The sequence below is a fragment of the Streptomyces sp. NPDC048258 genome (assembly GCF_043201995.1).
Taxonomy (GTDB): Bacteria; Actinomycetota; Actinomycetes; order Streptomycetales; family Streptomycetaceae; genus Streptomyces.
This window is the reverse complement of the sequence record NZ_JBICZH010000013.1, coordinates 68,847-87,442: the sequence shown is the minus strand read 5'-3', so window position 1 is coordinate 87,442 and position 18,596 is coordinate 68,847. Positions and strand designations below refer to the sequence as shown.

At 73.1% G+C, this 18,596-nt stretch carries 18 protein-coding genes; 3 read left to right on the top strand and 15 right to left on the bottom strand.

All coding sequences use genetic code 11. From position 1 onward, the window contains the following. Positions 1-56: 56 nt before the first annotated feature. From ACGFYQ_RS27170 to ACGFYQ_RS27155, 4 genes are all read right to left on the bottom strand, one after another. Entirely contained in the window at positions 57-2,606 is a 2,550-nt protein-coding gene (locus tag ACGFYQ_RS27170) for a polynucleotide kinase-phosphatase (RefSeq protein WP_393748217.1), read from the bottom strand. After that, positions 2,603-4,198 carry a 3' terminal RNA ribose 2'-O-methyltransferase Hen1 gene (locus tag ACGFYQ_RS27165; RefSeq protein WP_393748215.1) on the bottom strand — a complete coding sequence of 532 codons (1,596 nt, stop codon included), beginning with the start codon at positions 4,196-4,198 and terminating at the stop codon, positions 2,603-2,605. Before ACGFYQ_RS27165 ends, ACGFYQ_RS27170 begins: the two co-directional genes overlap by 4 nt. A gap of 38 nt (positions 4,199-4,236) precedes the next feature. Beyond that, positions 4,237-5,112 carry a homocysteine S-methyltransferase gene (gene mmuM, locus ACGFYQ_RS27160; RefSeq protein ID WP_393748213.1) on the bottom strand — a complete coding sequence of 292 codons (876 nt, stop codon included), beginning with the start codon at positions 5,110-5,112 and terminating at the stop codon, positions 4,237-4,239. An 80-nt stretch (positions 5,113-5,192) separates the two neighbouring features. Beyond that, a complete protein-coding gene (locus ACGFYQ_RS27155) occupies positions 5,193-6,116 on the bottom strand; it encodes an LLM class F420-dependent oxidoreductase (RefSeq protein ID WP_393748211.1) in 924 nt (307 codons plus the stop codon). Between the two features lie 223 nt (positions 6,117-6,339). Here ACGFYQ_RS27155 and ACGFYQ_RS27150 point away from each other — a divergent pair, with 223 nt between their 5' ends. Then, complete coding sequence (locus tag ACGFYQ_RS27150; RefSeq protein ID WP_393748209.1) at positions 6,340-6,588, top strand: hypothetical protein; 249 nt, start codon at positions 6,340-6,342, stop codon at positions 6,586-6,588. A 47-nt stretch (positions 6,589-6,635) separates the two neighbouring features. Here ACGFYQ_RS27150 and ACGFYQ_RS27145 read toward each other — a convergent pair whose 3' ends face one another. From ACGFYQ_RS27145 to ACGFYQ_RS27130, 4 genes are all read right to left on the bottom strand, one after another. Further along, positions 6,636-7,121: a DUF6099 family protein gene (locus ACGFYQ_RS27145; RefSeq protein WP_393748207.1), complete on the bottom strand. Its 486-nt coding sequence runs from the start codon at positions 7,119-7,121 to the stop codon at positions 6,636-6,638. Between the two features lie 124 nt (positions 7,122-7,245). Then, positions 7,246-7,587, bottom strand: a complete 342-nt coding sequence (locus tag ACGFYQ_RS27140; protein ID WP_393748553.1) for a nucleotide pyrophosphohydrolase — start codon at positions 7,585-7,587, stop codon at positions 7,246-7,248. A gap of 146 nt (positions 7,588-7,733) precedes the next feature. Continuing rightward, complete coding sequence (locus ACGFYQ_RS27135) at positions 7,734-9,083, bottom strand: AAA family ATPase (protein ID WP_393748205.1); 1,350 nt, start codon at positions 9,081-9,083, stop codon at positions 7,734-7,736. A gap of 67 nt (positions 9,084-9,150) precedes the next feature. Continuing rightward, positions 9,151-9,546: a cell division protein SepF gene (locus tag ACGFYQ_RS27130; protein ID WP_030012729.1), complete on the bottom strand. Its 396-nt coding sequence runs from the start codon at positions 9,544-9,546 to the stop codon at positions 9,151-9,153. Positions 9,547-9,689: 143 nt separating this feature from the next. Between ACGFYQ_RS27130 and ACGFYQ_RS27125 the strand changes: the two genes are divergently transcribed. Together ACGFYQ_RS27125 and ACGFYQ_RS27120 are read left to right on the top strand one after the other, a co-directional pair. Next, complete coding sequence (locus ACGFYQ_RS27125) at positions 9,690-10,421, top strand: DUF2470 domain-containing protein (RefSeq protein WP_393748203.1); 732 nt, start codon at positions 9,690-9,692, stop codon at positions 10,419-10,421. A 45-nt stretch (positions 10,422-10,466) separates the two neighbouring features. Further along, a complete protein-coding gene (locus ACGFYQ_RS27120; protein ID WP_393748201.1) occupies positions 10,467-11,387 on the top strand; it encodes an NADP-dependent oxidoreductase in 921 nt (306 codons plus the stop codon). Between the two features lie 69 nt (positions 11,388-11,456). On the opposite strand, the gene ACGFYQ_RS27115 is transcribed toward ACGFYQ_RS27120, so the two are convergent. From ACGFYQ_RS27115 to ACGFYQ_RS27085, 7 genes are all read right to left on the bottom strand, one after another. Further along, positions 11,457-12,308, bottom strand: coding sequence for a DUF4253 domain-containing protein (locus ACGFYQ_RS27115; protein WP_393748199.1), 852 nt, complete (start codon positions 12,306-12,308; stop codon positions 11,457-11,459). A gap of 142 nt (positions 12,309-12,450) precedes the next feature. Then, a complete protein-coding gene (locus ACGFYQ_RS27110) occupies positions 12,451-13,791 on the bottom strand; it encodes an LLM class flavin-dependent oxidoreductase (RefSeq protein ID WP_393748197.1) in 1,341 nt (446 codons plus the stop codon). A gap of 10 nt (positions 13,792-13,801) precedes the next feature. After that, a complete protein-coding gene (locus ACGFYQ_RS27105) occupies positions 13,802-14,842 on the bottom strand; it encodes an ABC transporter permease (protein WP_393748195.1) in 1,041 nt (346 codons plus the stop codon). Then, positions 14,839-15,633 carry an ABC transporter ATP-binding protein gene (locus ACGFYQ_RS27100; protein ID WP_393748193.1) on the bottom strand — a complete coding sequence of 265 codons (795 nt, stop codon included), beginning with the start codon at positions 15,631-15,633 and terminating at the stop codon, positions 14,839-14,841. Before ACGFYQ_RS27100 ends, ACGFYQ_RS27105 begins: the two co-directional genes overlap by 4 nt. A 6-nt stretch (positions 15,634-15,639) precedes the next feature. Then, positions 15,640-16,677: an ABC transporter substrate-binding protein gene (locus tag ACGFYQ_RS27095; protein ID WP_393748191.1), complete on the bottom strand. Its 1,038-nt coding sequence runs from the start codon at positions 16,675-16,677 to the stop codon at positions 15,640-15,642. A gap of 39 nt (positions 16,678-16,716) precedes the next feature. Continuing rightward, positions 16,717-17,292 (bottom strand): NADPH-dependent FMN reductase, encoded by a 576-nt coding sequence (gene ssuE, locus ACGFYQ_RS27090; RefSeq protein WP_393748189.1) that lies wholly within the window; start codon positions 17,290-17,292, stop codon positions 16,717-16,719. Positions 17,293-17,327: 35 nt separating this feature from the next. Further along, positions 17,328-18,308, bottom strand: coding sequence for a TauD/TfdA dioxygenase family protein (locus ACGFYQ_RS27085; protein WP_393748186.1), 981 nt, complete (start codon positions 18,306-18,308; stop codon positions 17,328-17,330). Between the last annotated feature and the right edge of the window lie 288 nt (positions 18,309-18,596).

Sequence of the window (18,596 nt, the reverse complement as noted above, 5' to 3'; positions counted from 1 at the left end):
GGCTTTACGCACCGGTCACGCCCGGGTCCACGACCCGGTTTGCGCCCGGGTGGATCTCAGAGCCGGGGGTCGACCGGCTCCGACTCCAGGGCGAGCACCGCGAAGACGGCCTCGTGGACCCGCCACAGCGGCTCCTCCGCCGCCAGCCGGTCCAGCGCCTCCAGCCCGAGCGCGTACTCGCGCAGGGCGAGCGAGCGCTTGTGGCCGAGGAACCGCTCGCGCAGCCGCTCCAGGTGGTCGGGGCGCGTGTACTCCGGCCCGTAGATGATCCGCAGGTACTCGCGCCCGCGCACCTTGACCCCGGGCTGGACCAGCCGGCACTTCCCGTCGCGGGCGTACGCCTGGAGCGGCTTGACGACCATGCCCTCGCCGCCCGCTGCCGTCAGCTCCAGCCACCAGTCGGTGCCCGCCCGTACGGAGTCCTCGTCCGCGGTGTCCACCAGGATCCGGCCGGTGCGCCGCAGCAGCCCGGTGCCCGCCGCCTCGTCGGCGGCGACGAGCCGGTCCAGCCAGAACAGCTGCTCGTCGTGGGGCACCGCGGCCAGCGACCGCCCGGCCGCCGCCAGCAGCTGGAAGGGCGCGAACCGTACGCCGTCCAGCCCGTCGGTGGTCCAGCAGTAGCGCCGGTAGGCGTCGGTGAAGGCGGCCGCGTCCTCGGCCCGGCCGCGCTGGCGCTCCAGCAGTTCGCCGGTGTCGATGCCCCGGACGGCGGCCGCCTCCAGGGCGGCGATCGCGCCCGGGAAGACGGCGCCCGAGGCCGCGCCCACGGCGGCGTACTGGTTGCGCAGCAGGCCGGCGGACTTCAGGGACCAGGGCAGCAGTTCGCCGTCGAGCAGCAGCCAGTCCGTGCCGAGCTCCTCCCACAGTCCGGCGTCGGTGACGGCCGAGCGGAGCCGGGTGAGGACCTCCTCGGTGACCTCGGGGTCCTTGAAGAAGGGCCGCCCGGTGCGGGTGTAGACGGACCCGGTCGGGCCCTCGACTCCGAAGCGCTCGCGCGCCGCGTCGGCGTCCTTGCAGACCAGGACGGTGGCGCGGGAGCCCATGTGCTTCTCCTCGCACACCACCTGGGCGATGCCGTCCTTGCGGTACTGGGCGAAGGCCTCGGCCGGGTGCTCCAGAAAGCCCTCCTCCCGGGAGGTGGCCGTCGGCGCCATGGTCGGCGGCAGGTACGGAACCAGCCGCGGGTCGACCGCGAAGCGGCTCATGACCTCCAGGGCGGCGGCCGCGTTCTCCTCGCGGACGTTGACGTTGCCCAGGTGCCGGGTCTCCACGATCCGGCGGCCGTGGACGTCGGCGAGGTCGAGCGGGCGGCCGTCGTGTCCGCCCGGCGCCTCGGCGGCGAGCGGACGCGCGGGCTCGTACCAGACCTTCTCGGCCGGTACGTCGACCAGTTCGCGCTCGGGCCAGCGCAGGGCGGTCATCTTCCCGCCGAAGACCGCGCCGGTGTCGAGGCAGATGGTGTTGTTGATCCAGGCGGTGTTCGGGACCGGGGTGTGGCCGTACACCACGACGGCCTTGCCGCGGTAGTCCTCGGCCCACGGGTAGCGCACGGGCAGGCCGAACTCGTCCGTCTCGCCGGTGGTGTCCCCGTACAGGGCGTGCGAGCGGACCCGGCCGGAGGTCCGGCCGTGGTACTTCTCGGGCAGGCCGGCGTGGCAGACCACGAGCCTGCCGCCGTCGAGGAGGTAGTGGCTGACGAGGCCGCGGATGAACTCCCGTACCTCCTCGACGAACTCCTGCGGCTCGTGGCTGAGCTGCTCGATCGTCTCGGCGAGGCCGTGGGTCTGCTGGACCTTGGCGCCCTTGAGGTAACGGCCGAGCTTGTTCTCGTGGTTCCCGGGCACGCACAGGGCGTTGCCGGACTTGACCATGCCCATGACGCGGCGCAGGACGCCCGGGCTGTCCGGCCCGCGGTCGACGAGGTCGCCGACGAAGACGGCGGTGCGCCCCTCGGGGTGCACCCCGTCCTCGTAGCCGAGCTTGGCGAGCAGGGTCTCCAGTTCGGAGGCACAGCCGTGGATGTCACCGACGATGTCGAAGGGGCCGGTGAGGTGGGTGAGGTCGTTGAACCGCTTCTCCAGGACCACCTCCGCCGTCTCGGCCTCCTCGACCGAGCGCAGCACGTGCACCTTGCGGAAGCCCTCGCGCTCCAGGCCGCGCAGCGAGCGCCGCAGGTCGCGGCGGTGGCGCTGGATGACGGCGCGGGGCAGGCCGGCCCGGTCGGGGCGGGCGGCGTTGCGCTCGGCGCAGACCTCTTCGGGCATGTCGAGGACGACGGCGATGGGCAGCACGTCGTGCTCGCGGGCGAGCTGGACCAGCTGACGGCGGGCGTCGGCCTGGACGCTGGTGGCGTCGACGACGGTGAGGCGTCCGGCGGCGAGGCGCTTGCCGGCGATGTAGTGCAGGACGTCGAAGGCGTCCCGGCTCGCGCTCTGGTCGTTCTCGTCGTCGCTGACCAGGCCCCGGCAGTAGTCGGAGGAGATCACCTCGGTGGGCTTGAAGTGCTTGCGGGCGAAGGTGGACTTGCCCGATCCGGTGGCCCCGATCAGGACGACGAGGGACAGGTCGGTGACGGGAAGTACGCGGTGGGTCTCGGTGCCGGTCATGCCGCCTCGCCCTCCTTCGGGGTGTCGGTGGTGGGGTCGGTGCTGGGGTCGTTCGTGGTGTCGGTCGTGGGGTCGGTCGTGGGGTCGGTCGTGGGGTCGGTCGTGGGGTCGGTCGTGGGGTCGGTCGTGGGGTCGGTCGTGGGGTCGGTGGCGTCGGACTGCGTGAAGACGGCCATCTGGGTCGGCGGTCCGACCTCGGGGTCGTCGTCGCCCACGGGGACGAACTCGACGCCGTACCCGTGCCGCCGTGCGACGGCGTCGGCCCAGGCGCGGAACTCCGCGCGGGTCCACTCGAAGCGGTGGTCGCCGTGGCGGACGTGCCCGGCGGGCAGGGACTCCCAGCGGACGTTGTACTCGACGTTCGGGGTGGTGACGAGGACCGTGCGGGGGCGGGCCGAGCCGAACACCGCGTACTCCAGCGCGGGCAGCCGCTCCGGGTCCAGGTGCTCGATGACCTCGCTGAGCACGGCGGCGTCGTAGCCGGCCAGCCGCTTGTCGGTGTAGGCGAGCGATCCCTGCAGCAGCCGGACGCGCGTGCTCTGCCGCTCCCCCATCCGCTCCAGCCGCAGCCGCTTGGCCGCGAGGTTCAGCGCCCGCATGGACACGTCCATGCCGACGATCTCGGTGTACGCCGGGTCCTTGAGCAGCGCTTGGACCAACTGCCCCTGTCCGCACCCGAGGTCGAGCACCCGCTGGGCGCCGGCGACCCGCAGGGCGGCGAGGATCGCGTCCCGCCGGTGCACCGCGAGCGGTACGGGCCTCTCCTCCGTGTCACGGCTCTCGTCCACGGCGTTGTCGAGCTCCTCCACCTCGCTGCCGTCGGCCTCGGCGAGGCGGACCAGCTCCAGGCGCTCCAGGGCGTCCTGGGTCAGCCGCTTGTGGCGGGCGAGGTAGCGGGAGCTGATCAGTCCGTTCTCGGGGTGGGCGGCGAGCCAGCCGTCCCCGGCGCGCAGCAGCTTGTCGACCTCGTCGGGGGCGATCCAGTAGTGCTTGGCGTCGTCGAGCACGGGCAGCAGGACGTACAGCTGGCGCAGGGCGTCGGCGAGCTTCAGCTCGCCCTCCAGCACGAGCCGCACGTAACGGGAGTCCCCCCACTCGGGGAACTGCTCGTCGAGCGGTACGGGCTCGGCCCGTACGAGGTCCCAGCCGAGCGGATCGAACAGCCGGTGCACCAGCTCCGGCCCGCCGCGCGCGGGCAGCACCGGGATCTCGACGCGCAGCGGCAGGGCCTGCTCGGGCAGTTCCGGGCGGACGGCGCACTGGCCCTTGAGCGCGCTGCGGAACACCCCGCTGAGCGCGACGGCGAGCAGCGAGGACGCGGCGTACGGGCGGTCGTTGACGTACTGCGCGAGCGCGGCGTCGGGCGCCCCGCCCCGGCCCTTGCCCTGACCGCGCCGCACGAGCGCGACGGGATCCACCTCCAGCAGCAGGGCCGCCGTGCACCGTTCGGCCGTGGCCTCGGGGTAGAACACGTGGGCGGTGCCGTGGGAGGTGGAGAACGCCTGCGTCTTCCCGGGATGCTTGTGCAGCAGGTAGCCCAGGTCGGTAGCGGGTCGTTCAGGGGAGCCGGTGGTGGAGATCGTCAGGAACACACGACCGATTGTTGCTGGTCACCCGCCCTGGCTGCGCCCTATTTTCCGGCGGCCAGATCCGCGATCCGGGCGGGGCCGATGCGGCAGCAGCCGCCGATGAGGCGGGCGCCCGCCCGGTGCCAGGCATCGGTGGGCCAGGGGACGGGGGTCCGGGGGGACTGCCAGGTGCGGGTGGCGGCGTCCCAGACGGAGCCGTCGTTGGGGTAGGCCAGGAGCGGCTTGCGGGTGGTGGCGGCCGCCGCTTCGAGGGCGGGCAGGACCTCCGCCGGATCGCAGCAGTTGACGCCGACCGCGATGACCTCCGGCGCCGCGGCCGCGAGGGCGAAGGCCTCGGGGAGGGGGCCGCCGGAGCGGGTACGGCCGTCGGCGACGGTGTAGCTCAGCCAGGCCGGGGCGCCCGTCTCCGCGAGGACAGTGAGCAGGGCCTCGGCCTCGTCCGGGTCGGGGAGGGTCTCCAGGGCGAGGACGTCGGGGCCCGCGGCGAGCAGGGCCTCGACGCGGGGGCGGTGGAAGGCGGCGAGTTCGCGCACGCTCAGGCCGTACCGGCCCCGGTACTCGGAGCCGTCCGCGAGCACCGCTCCGTACGGGCCGACGGAGGCGGCCACCCACACCTCGTGGTCGGCGGCCTCGGCGGCGCGGGCGGCGAGGTCCACGCTGCGGTGGAGCAGGTCGGTGGCCCGGGGGTGGCCGGGGCCGATCTGGTAGCTCGCGGTGATCAGCACCTCGGCGCCGGCCCGTGCGTACGCCCTGTGGGCGGCCTCGACCTGGTCGGGCCGCTCGGCGAGCACGCGGCCCGTCCAGAGGGCGCCGGACAGGTCGCAGCCCTGGTCGGCGAGCTGGTTGCTCAGCCCGCCGTCCAGGAGCACGGTCCTGCGGGCCAGGGCTTCGGCGAGCGGGCCGGACGCGCGTGGCATCGGTACTGCCTCCTCGGTCCTGGGTCCTGGGTCCTCGGTTCTGGATCCTCGGTCCTGGATCCTCGGTTCCGGGACCTCGGTCAGGCGAGCTGGGAGAGGACCTGGGCGGAGATCAGGTCCAGGTGGTCCAGGTCGTCGAGGTCGAGCAGCTGGAGGTAGACCCGGGAGGAGCCGATGGCGCCGTAGGACCCGATCTTGTCCACGACCTCGGCCGGGGAGCCGGCCAGGCCGTTGGCCTTGAGCTCGGCCACGTCGCGGCCGATGGCGGCGGCCCGGCGGGCCACCTCGGCGTCGTCCTTGCCGACGCAGACCACGAGGGCGTTGGAGTAGACGAGGTCGTCGGGCTTGCGCCCGGCCTCCTCGGCGGCCTCGCGGACCCGGCCGAACTGCCGCTCGCTGTCCGGGACCGAGGCGAAGGGCATGTTGAACTCGTCCGCGTACCGCGCGGCGAGCCGCGGGGTGCGCCGGGCGCCGTGGCCGCCGACGAGGACGGGCACCTTGGCCTGGGCGGGCTTGGGGAGCGCGGGCGACTTCTCCACCGTGTAGTGGGTGCCCGCGTAGTCGAAGGTGTCGCCCACCTCGGTGGCCCACAGACCGGTGACGATCTCCAGCTGTTCCTCCAGCCGGGCCATCCGGTCCGCCGGGAAGGGGATCCCGTACGCCTTGTGCTCCTCCTCGAACCATCCGGCGCCCAGGCCCAGTTCGACCCGGCCGCCGGACATCTGGTCGACCTGGGCCACCTGGATGGCGAGCACGCCGGGCAGCCGGAAGGTCCCGGCCGTCATCAGCGTGCCCAGGCGGATCCGCCGGGTCTCGCGGGCCAGGCCCGCGAGGGTGATCCACGCGTCGGTGGGGCCGGGCAGGCCGTCGGCCGAGCCCATCCTCAGATAGTGGTCTGAGCGGAAGAAGGCGTCGAAGCCCAGGTCCTCGGTGGCCTTGGCGACGGTCAGGAGGGTCTCGTAGCTCGCACCCTGCTGGGGCTCGGTGAAAATGCGGAGGTCCATGCCCTCCATCCTGCCTTCCGTCCCGCCCTCCCGCCCTCCCCGCCCCTGCCGGGTGAATCGCGTCAACCGGACGTGTCCGCCCCCGGCCCCGCCAGTGACCAGCCCGGAAGGGGATCGTTGGCTCGGACGGAGCCGGACCGCCCGGCCCGCGCGCCGGCGGCCTTTCGCCGGTGCGTCCACCGCCCCCTTCCGCCTTGGAAGGGCCAGGGCCGAGGAGGCCGCCATGTCCCACGAGTCCGTGCCCGAGCACACCGGACAGACCGGACAGGCAGCACACGACCATGCACGCCAGGAATCCGCCGCGCCCGCCCAGGGCGGCGCGCCGAAGGGCCTGCTGCAGCAGATGGAAGAGCTGATGGCGGCGCTGAACGCCGACCTTTCGCAGCTCGACGCCGACCTCCAGTCCTCTACGGACTGCACCCCCGGCAGCCGCGCCCCCGAGAGCGAGCGCCCCACCTACCCGTCGTACTGACCGGGCGGGTCCCGTCGCGCGCGGCGGGACCCCTCGTATCGCCCCGCTCAGGCCACGCCCGAGGCGGACCCCCGCTCGCGCACCGCCATGCGGCGCAGGATCGCCCGGACCCGGTCGCTCGACTCGTCAGCAGCGTCGATCGACTCTATGCACTGCCAGTACAGGGTCTCGTCGTCCGTCCCGCAGGCGACCCCGACCAGGGCTATGCCCACTTCGCCCAGCAGCGCCTGGAGTCCGAGCAGTGCCTGCCGGACGTCCGACACCTCCGTCAGCTGCGCGGCCCGCGGCGGATACTCGGGCGCGCTGCCCTCTCCGCGCAGGGCCGCCCGGTCGATCACCCCGCAGCCTCTGCTTCCCGCTTCCCCCAGTCCCCGTGCCTCCGCTCTCATCTCCGGCGGCCCGGTGACCGCCAGATAGCCTCCTACACCCTGCGCGAGCGCCTGGGCCTGCCAGGCCTCGCCCACGATGTCCCACGCAGCCCCGCTCTGTGCCAGCGCGTGCCGGCCGACCGCGATGAGCCGTACCGCATCCATATGCCGTCCCCCGTCCGCACGACATCCCACCGTTCCTCACCACTACCCAGAGTGAGGGCAACGGGCCAGTAAAGCCAGGGGTATTCGGAAAATGTGGACACAAACGTGATTGTGGAGGAGTCCATCACTCCGAAGAGTGACGATTCGATGTCGGACCACCCGGCACCGGGAAGCGGAGCTCGTTCCTCTCGATCTTCGCGGCGAGCGCATCCAGCACATCCACCCCGAGGACCTCACAGAACTGCAGCAGATACGCGAGAACGTCGGCCACCTCATCGGCCACGCGGTGGGCCGTCTCCGGCTGCTCCATGACCCTCGCCGACTGTTCGGGCGTCAGCCACTGGAAGATCTCGACCAGTTCGGAAGCCTCCACGCTCAGCGCCACCGCCAGGTTCTTGGGCGTGTGGTACGGCTCCCAGCCGCGCGCCGCCGCGAAGTCGACGAGTCTGCGCCGGAGTCGGTCCAGCCGATCGTCGGCGGGTGGTGCGGGGGTCTCGTCCGTCCGGCCCCGGCCCGCGTCATCCGCGTCATCCGCGCCATCCGCGCCATCCGCGCCATCCGCGCCATCCGTGTCGTTCGTGTCGTTCACGTCGTTCGTGTCGTTCATGTCGGTCACGGGTTCAGGTCTACCACCGTGACCCCCGGGAGCCGGCGGGCGGCCGCCGCGGTCCCCTCACCCACCGCCGCCACCAGCCGGATGTGCCCGCGTCCGCAGGACAGCTGGGCCAGCCGGAGCAGTTCGGCGCTCTGGGCCCGGTCCAGGCCCCGGTCGAAACCGTCGGCCAGCACCGTCAGCGCCTGCCGCGCGGAGAGCAGTTCGGCGGCCGGGTCCATGGCGAGCACCCCGGGGCCGGTCAGCAGGACCAGCGCCAGCGCGAGGAAGCGCAGTTCGCCCGCGCCGAGGCGGGCCAGTTCCGTGGCGGGCCGGGCGGTGCCCCGGTCGAGGACCGCCGTGACGGGGCCGCCCGCGAGGACCCGTACGTCCAGCCCGGTGACCGGCCCCGCGCAGCCGGTGCGGGCCGCCTCGGCCAGCAGCGCGTGCCGGGTGCCGCATTCGTGGCGGGTCCGGCGCAGTACGTCGGCTAGGTTGGCGCAGTCGCCCAGCAGCCGGCCCTCCCCCGGCGGGACGGGGGCGCGCATCCGCTCGGGGCGGGGATCGCAGGGGAACACCGAGCGCAGGGCCACCACGACCTGCTCGGCGGAGGCCAGGACCTGGCGCTGACCGGCCGTGGCACCGGCCACGCGGAGCGGGAGCAGGGCGGTGCCGAGCCGGTCGTCGGGCAGCGGGGCCCGGGTGACGCCGATGGCGCCGCCGGTCAGCCACGCGGCCTGTACGGACCGCCGGCCGGGGTCGCGCAGGGCGGTGGCGAGCAGGATCCGCCCGTCCTGCGAGAGCCGTTCGCCGACGATGCGCAGGGTGGGCTCGGCCTGGACGGCGAGGTCGAGCCGGACCGGACCGGCGGGGCCGTCGACCGTGCAGCCGATGCGGAAGCCGCGTCGCCGCTCGGCGTCGGGGACGGCCAGGTCGGGGATCCGGGCACCGGGGTCGGGGAAAGCCTCCTCCAGGGTGGCTCCGGAAGCCAGCACGGCGAGGGCCTCGTAGGCCGCCAGCGCCTGGGACTTGCCGCTGCCGCTCGGCCCGGCGAAGAGGGTGACGGGCCCGAGCCGGAAGGCCGCGCCGCGGTGCGGCCCGAAGGCGGAGAGCCGTAACTCGGTGACCACGGGCCGCGGCTGGGCACGACCCGCCTGCGCGGGAACGGCGGGAGCGGCGGGAGCGGCGGGAGCGGCGGGGGCGGGACTGGCAGAACTGGTGGGAAAGGCGGGACTGGTGGGAAAGGCGGCAACAGCGGGTTCGTCGGCATCGACGGAATCGGCGGAAACACCGAAGTCGGCGGAATCGGCATCGGCTAACGCGACCGCGGCGGGGGCGAGGCCCGCCGGCGCGTCCAGGGGGGCGTCCATGCGCGGGACGGTACGGGCCGCCGGACCCCCCGTGGACCCGGCGAACCGTTCCGTCGCGCCGACCTTCCTACGATCGGGGGACGGCGGCGGCCGCGATCCCCTCGACCTCGGTCCCGACGGGCGCCAGCAGGAAGACGTTCCGGTCGACCCGGTGCATCCCGCTGCCGAGTCCGAAGACGACACCACTGCTGAAGTCCAGGATCCGCTTGGCCACTTCGCTGTCCGCACCGGTGAGGTCGAGCAGTACCGGGATCTGCGCGATCAGATACTCCGCCACCTCCCGCGCGTCCGCGAAGATCTGAACCCGGATCACCACGAAGCGCCGCTGCTCCGCCGCCGACGCCCCGGGCGCCGTGGGGATGGTGCGGTGGTCCACCCGGGAGGGCCATTCGTTGCGACTGCGCAGGGGGACCACCTGCGCGAGCCCCTCCCACTGTTCGTCGGTGACGTCGTACCTGCTCACCGGGCCGCCTCGGCCGCGCGCTTCATGTGCATTCCGCCATCCTCTCGCGTTTCACCCGTTCAGCCCAACACCGACACGACCAGACCGGCTACTCCCCGCGAACGAAATAGGTTAGGTTAGGCATACCTAACCAACTCGCGACGATGGAGAAGATCCAGATGCGCATGTCCGGTGCCCCTGCCCACCCGGCCGCCCGTCCCACCGATGCCGAGCGGGTCCGGTCCGTCCTGGCCGCCGCCCACTCCATGACCGTGGTCACCGACGGACTGCGCACCGAGGTCCGCCACCTCGACGGCACGGACCCCATGGGCCGGCTGCACCTGCACCCCGCCGAGCCCGGGGGCGATGCCGAGCTACGGCCCGCGATCCGGCTGGAGTTCACCGACGTCGCCCCCACCCCCGTCCGCGACCGGGTGCGCGCCCGGGTGACCCTCCTGGGCCGCCTGCTCACCCCGTACGCGAACGACGCGGACGAGAGCGCCGACTCCACCTGCGTGGAGTTCGGCCAGGCGGTCCTGGAGACCGCGGACGGCTACTCGTACGTGGGCCTCCACGAGCTGGACGCTGCCCGCCCCGACCCGCTTGCCCCGTACGAGGCCGGCATGCTCACGCACCTCCTCGACGACCACGCCGACCTCGTCACCCTGCTCCTGCGCCTGGTCCGGCCGCTGCCCACCGCCGCCGTGGTCCGCGCGCTGCCCGTCGCGATGGACCGGTACGGGATCACCCTGCGGCTGGAGGAGCGGCGCGGCCACCACGACGTACGGCTGCCCTTCCCCTCGCCGCTCGACGACGTGGAGCAGTCGGGAGCCCAGATCCAGGCCCTCTTCAGCGCGGCCAGGCGGCGCTCGCACCGCAACACCCTCCCCGCCTGAAGCCGGCCGGGAATAGCGGGCCGCCGCTCCCGGTTGGCGGTGATCATGAAGGCCATCGCATACAGCGCATACGGAACTGCCGAGAACCTCAAGGTCGTTGACGCACCGGAGCCCAAGGTCGGGCCGGGCGAGGTGCTCGTCCGCGTCAAGGCCGCGGGCGTGAATCCGGTGGACTGGAAGCTCGCCGCCGGATACCTCGATCCCATCCTCGAAGTCCGCCATCCCGTCATACCCGGCTGGGACGTGGCCGGGATCGTCGAGGCGGTCGGCCCGGACACCTTCGACCACGCCGTGGGCGACGAGGTGTACGGCTACGTCCGCAAGGAGTGGGTGGAGCTAGGCACCTACGCCGAACTGGTCAGCGCCCCCGTCCGCACCCTCGCCCGCAAGCCCCGTGAGCTGACGTTCGAGCAGGCCGCGGGCATCCCGCTGGCCGGGCTCACCGCGTACCAGTCGCTCACCCGCGTGGGCCTCACGGCCGGCGAGACGGTCGTCATCCACTCCGCGGCGGGCGGCACCGGCTCCTTCGGCGTGCAGATCGCCGTCGCGCTCGGTCTGCGGGTCATCGGCACGGCGGGCGCGCACAACCACGACTACCTGCGCGCGCTCGGCGCCGAGCCCGTGCTGTACGGGGACGGTATGGCCGACCGCATCAGCGAGCTGGCGCCCGAAGGCGTCGACGCGGCCCTCGACTTCTACGGGGACGACGTCATCGGGATCCTCCAGTCGCTCGTCAAGCAGCGCGACCGGGTGGTCTCCATCGCCGACTACGAGGCCGCAGCCAAGGGCGCCCACCAGCTGTGGGTGCGACCGGACACCGCCGACCTGACCTTCCTGGCGGAGCTGGCCGACGCAGGCCGCCTCACCGTCAACGTGGAGCACGCGCTGCCGCTCGCCGAGGCCGCCAAGGCCTGGGAACTGAGCGCCGCGGGCCGTACCCGGGGCAAGATCGTCCTCACGGTCTGAGCGCGGGCGGGGCGGGCCGGCCGGAGCACCTCGGGGCCGGCGGGCCCGCCCCGACGGCGCGGGCGGGACTCAGTCCCACCAGAGGGACCACATCGTCGACCGGGCCATGCCGTCGCCGACACCCCGCGGGTCCCCCACCACGTCCCGGCAGTAGCCGAGCAACTCCGTGACGACCTGCGCCGCGGCCCGGGGCTCCAGAGGCGGTCTGTCGACGACCAGCTCCAGGTACGCGCCCTGGGCGAGGAAGACCTCGGCCCCCCACTGCTCGTGCCAGCGCCTGAGCACGGCCGCGTCGTCGGCGAGGGAGAGGATCCGGTCGCCGTACCCCGACCAGTTGCCCGTACCGATCAGCCAGGGCAGGAGCACGGGCAGCTCGTACCCGCCGCGCGCGGGCACGAAGTTGAGCCATCGCCGGCCGTGGGTCCTGAAGACGTCCCGATCGCCGGTCCCCCAACGCGACACCCCGGGAAGCGGCTGCGCGAGCGCGGGGCCCAGCTCCGGCGCCAGCCGGTCCGGATCGTACGCGTCGCGCCATTCCTCCGCGTCCTCCTCGTCCCCGCCCTCCGCCGACCACCGGAAGCCCGACACCGTGACGGACGCCGCGAGCGCGTCGTGGTCCTGGCACACCACCCCGGACATCAATTCCTCCAGGGCGGCGGCATCGACGCGGTCGCGCCCACCGGTGACGGCCACGTCGTCCGGCGACAGCCGCGTGACGTACGGCCACCAGCCGGTCTCGCCGTGCCTCCCACGCCACTCGTCCCACACCGCGCGCACCCGGTTCCGCGCCACGGACACGCCGATCACCTCGACTCCGGCGGCTGTGGTGGTCCGCTCCAGGTTCGCCCCGGGAAAGCGGGCGCGCAGGGTTCGGAAGAGCTCGTCGGCGGACAGCCGCGGCTGGTGGAGGAAGGTGCTCATGGTCTCCGGACCCTACGGCCCGTTCCAGCCGCGCAGGTGGGGTCCGTTCCGCTCATCGTCCGCGGGGGCGACCGGGGCCGCCGCGGTCACGGCCACCGAGCTGGACGTCCGCCCCCCTCGGTGGCCGTCGTCCGACCGCCGCTCAGGCGGTGACCGGCCGGGTGTGGCGGTTGGCCGGGCGGGGCAGGCCGTAGTGCTCGCGGAGGGTCCGGCCGGTGTACTCGGTGCGGAAGAGGCCGCGCCGCTGGAGGATCGGCACGACGTGGTCGACGAAGTCGGTCAGGCCGGTGGGCAGGACCGGCGCCATGATGTTGAAGCCGTCGGCGGCGCCCTGGGTGAACCACTGCTCCAGCTGGTCGGCGACCTGCTCGGGGGTGCCGGCGAAGACCCGGTGGCCGCGGCCGGCGCCGAGGCGGGCGATCAGCTCGCGCAGGGTGAGGCCGTCGCGGCGGGCCAGTTCGGCGACGAGGGTGAAACGGCTCTTGTTGCCGTTGATGTCCCGCTCCTCCGGGAGCTCGGGCAGCGTGCCGTCGAGGGGGTGGCCGGTGAGGTCGACGCCGAGCATGGTGGAGAGCTGGGCGAGGCCGTACTCCGGCACCTGGAGGTCGGTGAGCTGCTGCTCCAGGGCCTTGGCCTCGGCCTCGGTGGAGCCGATGACGGGCGCGATGCCGGGCAGGACGAGCAGGTCGCTCTCGGTGCGGCCGTACTTCGCCAGGCGGGACTTGAGGTCCTTGTAGAAGGTCTGGCCGTCGGCGAGGGTCTGCTGGGCGGTGAAGACGGCCTCCGCGTACTGGGCGGCGAACTCCTTGCCGTCCTCGGAGGAGCCGGCCTGCACCAGGAGCGGATGGCCCTGCGGGGAGCGGGGCACGTTGAGCGGGCCGGCCACGCCGAAGTGCTCGCCGCGGTGGGCGGCGGGGTGGAGCTTGTCGGTGTCGGCGTAGATGCCGCGCTCCTTGTCGAGGACGATCGCGTCGTCCTCCCAGCTGTCCCAGAGCTTGGTGGCGACGTCGAGGAACTCGCGGGCCCGGTCGTAGCGGAGGCCGTGCTCCAGGTGCTCGTCCCGGTTGAAGTTGCGGGCCTCGTCGACGCTGCCGGAGGTGACGATGTTCCAGCCGGCCCGGCCGCCGCTGATGTGGTCGAGGGAGGCGAACTTGCGGGCCGTGTGGAAGGGCTCGTTGAAGGTGGTGGACACGGTGGCGATCAGCCCGATGTGCTCGGTGACGGCGGCGATCGCGGAGAGCAGGGTGAGCGGCTCGAACCCGCCGACGGCGTTGTAGCGGGCCTTGCCCCAGAGGGCGACCCCGTCGGCGAAGAAGATCGAGTCGAGCCGTCCGCGCTCGGCGGTGCGGGCCAGTTCCTGGAAGTACCGCAGGTCGGTGACGCGTTCGGGGGTGCTGTCCGGGTGGCGCCAGGCGGCGTCGTGGTGTCCGGCGTTCATGAGGAAGGCGTTGAGGTGGAGGGTCCGGGGCGTCTGGTCGGTCATGTGGGTTTCCCTAGGAAGAGGCGGGGACGCGCCAGAGGCTGAGGCGGCGTTCGGCGGTGACGAGGAGCTGGTTGAAGGCGACGCCGATCGCAGAGATCGTGATGATGCCCGCGTACATCTGCGGGATCGCGAAGTTGAACTGCGAGGCGTTGATCAGATAGCCGAGTCCCGCTTTCGCGCCGATCATCTCGGCGGCCACGAGGACGAGGATGGAGACGGCTCCTGCGAGCCGGATGCCGGTGAAGATCGCCGGTACGGAGGCCGGGAGGATCACCTTCTGGAACAGGCGGGGCGTGGAGAGGTCCATCGACCGGGCGAGCCGGACCAGGGTGGGGTCGGCGTTCCGGACGGCGCTGATGGTGTTGAGCAGGACGGGCCAGAGGCAGGCGTAGACGACGATCGACACCTTCGAGGTCTCGCCGATGCCGAGGAGCAGCACGAAGACCGGGAGCAGCGCGAGGGCCGCGGTGTTGCGGAAGACCTCCAGCAGCGGCCCGAGGAGGTCGGCGAGGGGCCGGTACCAGCCGATGAGCAGGCCGAGCGGGACGGCGATGGCCACGGCGATGCCGAAGCCGCCGAAGGAGCGGATCAGGCTGGCCTGGGTGTGCTCGGCGAGCCGGCCGTCGCCGGCCAGCTCCCACCAGGCGACGGCGACCTCGCTGACGGGAGGCAGGAAGGTGGCATCGACCAGGCCGGCGCGCGGGGCGATCTCCCAGAGGGCGATCAGGGCGAGGATCGCGGCGGTCCGCACGGCGACGGCCTTCAGAACGCGTACGACGGCCCGTGCGCCGGACTTCGTACGGGTGGAGGCGGGGGCGGGAGCCGGCGCGAATGCCGGGGCGGATGCCGCAGCCGGGGCCGGGGTCTTGAGGTCCGGGGCTCCGGCCGGGGCGGTCCGGGCGGCGGGGGAGGTCCGGGCGGCGGGGGCGGACTCGGACGGGGCCGACTGGGACGGGGCCGACTGGGACGGGGCGGACTCGGACGGGGCGGTTTCGGACGGGGCCGTGAGGCCCGCGGCCGCCAGGGCGGTGGTGTCGGTTCCGGTGGTCATACGGCTGCCGCCTCCTTCTCCAGTTGCTGGGCGCGGGCCACCTCGTCGTGGAGGAGGTTCCAGATCTCGTGCCGGTAGCGGGCGAACTCCGGGCTGGACCGCAGGGCCTCCCCCAGCAGTCCGTCGCGGTCGCCGAAGGAGACCGGGACTACCTCCTTGACCCGGCCGGGCCGGGAGGTCATGACGGCCACCCGCTGCCCGAGGTAGACGGCCTCCTCGATGCCGTGCGTGATGAAGACGACGGTCTTGCCGGTGCTCTGCCAGATGCGGCGCAGCTCGTCCTGGAGGGACTCGCGGGTCTGCGCGTCGAGCGCGGCGAACGGCTCGTCCATCAGCAGCACGTCCGGGTCGTACGCCAGCGAGCGGGCGATGGCGACGCGCTGGCGCATGCCGCCGGAGAGCTGGTGCGGATGCCGGTCCTCGAAGCCGGTCAGTCCGACCAGGTCCAGGAACTCCTTCGCCCGGGCGGCGCGTTGCCGCCGCGGCACACCGGTGGCCTCCAGGCCGAACTCGACGTTGCCCTGGGCGGTGCGCCACGGCAGCAGCGCGTACTGCTGGAAGACGATGCCCCGGTCCAGGCCCGGCCCGGTGACCTGCTTGCCGTCGAGCAGGATCCGCCCGGCCGTGGGGGCCGACAGCCCGCCGAGGAGGTCGAGGAGCGTGGACTTGCCGCAGCCGCTGGGGCCGACGACCACGAGGAACTCCCCGCTGCGGATCTCCAGGTCGATGCCGTCGAGAGCGGTGAAGTCCCCGAAGGTCTTGCGCACTCCCTCGAACACGATCTTCGACATGTCCGGTCAGCCCTTTCCGTAGCCGTTGAACTCGTTGGTGTAGAGGTCGGACGGCGTGAACTGGCCCTTCTTGATCTCGCCGCGCTCGCCGAGCCAGTCGAGCCAGAGCTGGAACTCCTTGTCGGGTATCCGGCCGCCCGTCTCGGCGATCCCGAAGGAGCGCCAGTACTGCAAGGCGGTGGTGTCCTCGTTGCGGCCGCGCTTCTTGACGATCTCGGTCATCCGGGCGACGGCCTCCTCGCGCGGGGTGGTGCGGGACCACTCGATGGCCTTGGCCACGCCCGTCACGAAGGTCCGTACGGTGTCCGGGTTCTGCTTGATGAAGCGCTCGGTCATGATGTAGGTGCCCGCGCTGAACGGGCCGAGCAGTTCCACGTCGGTGAACAGCGGGCGGATGCCGCCGGAGGCGACGGCCTTGTCGCGCAGGATGCCGGTGAGCACCCCGACCTCGATCTGCCGGGCACGCAGGGCCTGTTCCGTGTTGACGGGCGGTACGACCAGGGCCTCGACCTTGGCCGCGTCCGCCTTGGAGAGGCCGTTGCGGCTGAGGTAGGTGTCGAGCAGCGCCTGGTAGTGGGCGCCCAGGGTGTTCATGCCGACCGATCTGCCGATCAGGTCCCGGGCGGAGCGGATCGGGCTGTCCTCCAGGACGAAGTAGCCGGCGTAGGAGTACTGGTCCGAGCCGTAGGAGGAGATGACCGCCTTGATCGGGGCCTTGCCGGCGGCGAGCTTGATGACCGCGCCGTTGAAGGCGCTGCCGAAGTGGGTCTGGCCGGTGGCGGCGGACTGGATGTCCTGCGGGCCGCTGGTGGTGTTGCCGACCCATTCGAGGGTGACGTCCTCGAAGTAGCCGAGGTCCGCGGCGAGTTCGGGGAGCGTGACCGCGCCCACCGAGCCCTGGTACTTCAGGGTCTTGACCTGCGCGCCGGAGCCGGATCCGCCGGTGGCGGTGGCCGTGCCGCAGCTCACCGCGGCCGCCGAGATGCCGAGCAGGGTCAGGAACTGGCGTCGGGAGGTGGAGGTCGAGGCGGGGGCTGCGGGCATGACGGGTCCTTGTGGGTGCTGGTCGCGGGGCGGGCTGTATTACGGGGCGGCGGTGAGCGCGGTGGCGGTGGTGTGCGCGGCGGTGCGCGCGGAGCGCAGGGCGTCGGCGAACTCGTCGACGGCCTGGAAGAGGTCCAGCTCCGCCTCGGGCCGCAGCCGGTCGGGGCCCGAACCGCGCTCGACGGAGGCGTCGAGGACGAACCGGCCGGCGGTGACGTGCCGCGCGCCGAGGGCGGCGAGCACGGGGCGCAGGGCGTAGTCGATGGTCAGGACGTGGGCGAGGCTGCCGCCGGTGACGAGCGGCAGGACCGTCTTGCCGGCCAGGCCGTCCTGCGGGAGGAGGTCGAGGAAGGCCTTGAGCAGGCCGGTGTACGAGGCCTTGTAGACCGGGGTCGCGAGGACGATCCCGTCGGCCTGGGCGACGGCTTCGAGTGCCCGGCGGATCTCCGGCTCGCCGCGCCGGGCGGAGAGCAGGTCGGCGGCGGGGAGTTCGCGGACGGCGAGGTGCGCGGTCTCGAAGCCGGAGTGGGAGAGGCGGCGCAGCACGTGGTCGGCGACGACCTCGGTACGGGAGTGGAGGGACGGACTGCCGGTGAGGGCGAGCAGCTGGGGCACGGGGGCTCCTTGGGTGTCGTACGGGAGCTGGACGGTCAGGCGGAGGCGGTGAAGGCGGTGGAGGCGTTCGAAGCGCCCGAGGCGATGCCGAAGGAGGGGTCCGGGACGGTCTCCGGACTGATCAGCCGGGAGGGCTCGCCGTCGGGGCCGACCGGGACGTCGCCGTCGACGGTGACGCGGCGCAGGGTGCGCTCGTGGTCGCCGGAGTCGTCCACCCCGTAGTGCTGGGTGGCGCGGTTGTCCCAGATGGCGACGTCGCCGGCCCGCCACTGCCAGCGGACGGTGTTCTCGGGGCTCTCGATGTGGGCCTGGAAGAGGTCCTGGAGCACGCGGGAGTCGCGGCCGGTGAGCCCGCTGATCCGCTGGACGAAGTTGCCGAGCAGCAGGGTGCGTTCGCCGGTCTCGGGGTGGACGCGGACCACCGGGTGCTCGGTGAGGAACGTGGTGGAGGTGAAGACCTCGCGGTACTGGGCCAGCGCCTCGGGCAGGGCGTCGGGCTTCAGCGCGGCGTAGTCGTACTCGTTGGAGTGGACGGCGCGCAGGCTGTCGGCGAGCGCCCGGAGCGGCGCGGGGAGGTTGGCGTAGGCGGTGGCGGTGTTGGCCCAGAGGGTGTTGCCGCCGTACGGGGGGATGGTGACGGCGCGGAGGATGGAGAAGGCCGGGTAGGCGGGGACGAAGGTGACGTCGGTGTGCCACTGGTTGGCGCGGGCGCCGTGGTGGGAGTCGATGCCGAGGGCGTAACGGCCGTCCGCGGAGGGGACGGTGGGGTGCGCGACGGGCGTGCCGAGCAGCTGGGCGAAGGCCTCGTGGCCGGCCTCGTCGAGGTGGTCCTGCCCGCGGAAGAAGACGACCTTGTGGGCGAGGAGCGCGGCGCGGATCTCGGCGACGGTGGCGGCGGGCAGGTCTCCGCCGAGTCGTACGCCGCCGAGCTCGGCGCCGATGCGGCCGCCGATCTTCGCGACGGTGACGGAGGCGGCTGTGGCAGTGGCAGTGGCAGTGGCAGTGGCAGTGGCCATGAGAACTCCCTGGTCAGGGACGTGGGTCAGAAATGGAGGTACGGGGCGGCCCGGCGGGCAGGAGGCAGCGCGGTACGACGCGATGCGGGTACGGGGAGACGCGCGGGCCGGGCTTCGGGAAGCGAGGGCCGCGGAGGCACCGGGCGGCGAAGCCGCCGGGGCGTGGGACCGCCGAAGCGTGGACGGCGCCGGGGCGTGACGCCCTGGGGGCAGCCGGACTCAGGCGCGGTGCGGGGCCGGACAGCGGCCCGGACACCCGCCGGGCGCGGTACAGGAGCCGGGGGTGTG

Excerpts from the sequence above, each read along its gene's own strand:
- ACGFYQ_RS27170 (WP_393748217.1), bottom strand. The coding sequence starts at position 2,606 with ATGACCGGCACCGAGACCCACCGCGTACTTCCCGTCACCGACCTGTCC.
- mmuM (WP_393748213.1), bottom strand. The coding sequence starts at position 5,112 with ATGCCACGCGCGTCCGGCCCGCTCGCCGAAGCCCTGGCCCGCAGGACC.
- ACGFYQ_RS27155 (WP_393748211.1), bottom strand. The coding sequence starts at position 6,116 with ATGGACCTCCGCATTTTCACCGAGCCCCAGCAGGGTGCGAGCTACGAG.
- ACGFYQ_RS27150 (WP_393748209.1), top strand. The coding sequence starts at position 6,340 with ATGTCCCACGAGTCCGTGCCCGAGCACACCGGACAGACCGGACAGGCA.
- ACGFYQ_RS27145 (WP_393748207.1), bottom strand. The coding sequence starts at position 7,121 with ATGGATGCGGTACGGCTCATCGCGGTCGGCCGGCACGCGCTGGCACAG.
- ACGFYQ_RS27135 (WP_393748205.1), bottom strand. The coding sequence starts at position 9,083 with ATGGACGCCCCCCTGGACGCGCCGGCGGGCCTCGCCCCCGCCGCGGTC.
- ACGFYQ_RS27125 (WP_393748203.1), top strand. The coding sequence starts at position 9,690 with ATGGAGAAGATCCAGATGCGCATGTCCGGTGCCCCTGCCCACCCGGCC.
- ACGFYQ_RS27120 (WP_393748201.1), top strand. The coding sequence starts at position 10,467 with ATGAAGGCCATCGCATACAGCGCATACGGAACTGCCGAGAACCTCAAG.
- ACGFYQ_RS27115 (WP_393748199.1), bottom strand. The coding sequence starts at position 12,308 with ATGAGCACCTTCCTCCACCAGCCGCGGCTGTCCGCCGACGAGCTCTTC.
- ACGFYQ_RS27110 (WP_393748197.1), bottom strand. The coding sequence starts at position 13,791 with ATGACCGACCAGACGCCCCGGACCCTCCACCTCAACGCCTTCCTCATG.
- ACGFYQ_RS27105 (WP_393748195.1), bottom strand. The coding sequence starts at position 14,842 with ATGACCACCGGAACCGACACCACCGCCCTGGCGGCCGCGGGCCTCACG.
- ACGFYQ_RS27100 (WP_393748193.1), bottom strand. The coding sequence starts at position 15,633 with ATGTCGAAGATCGTGTTCGAGGGAGTGCGCAAGACCTTCGGGGACTTC.
- ACGFYQ_RS27095 (WP_393748191.1), bottom strand. The coding sequence starts at position 16,677 with ATGCCCGCAGCCCCCGCCTCGACCTCCACCTCCCGACGCCAGTTCCTG.
- ACGFYQ_RS27085 (WP_393748186.1), bottom strand. The coding sequence starts at position 18,308 with ATGGCCACTGCCACTGCCACTGCCACTGCCACTGCCACAGCCGCCTCC.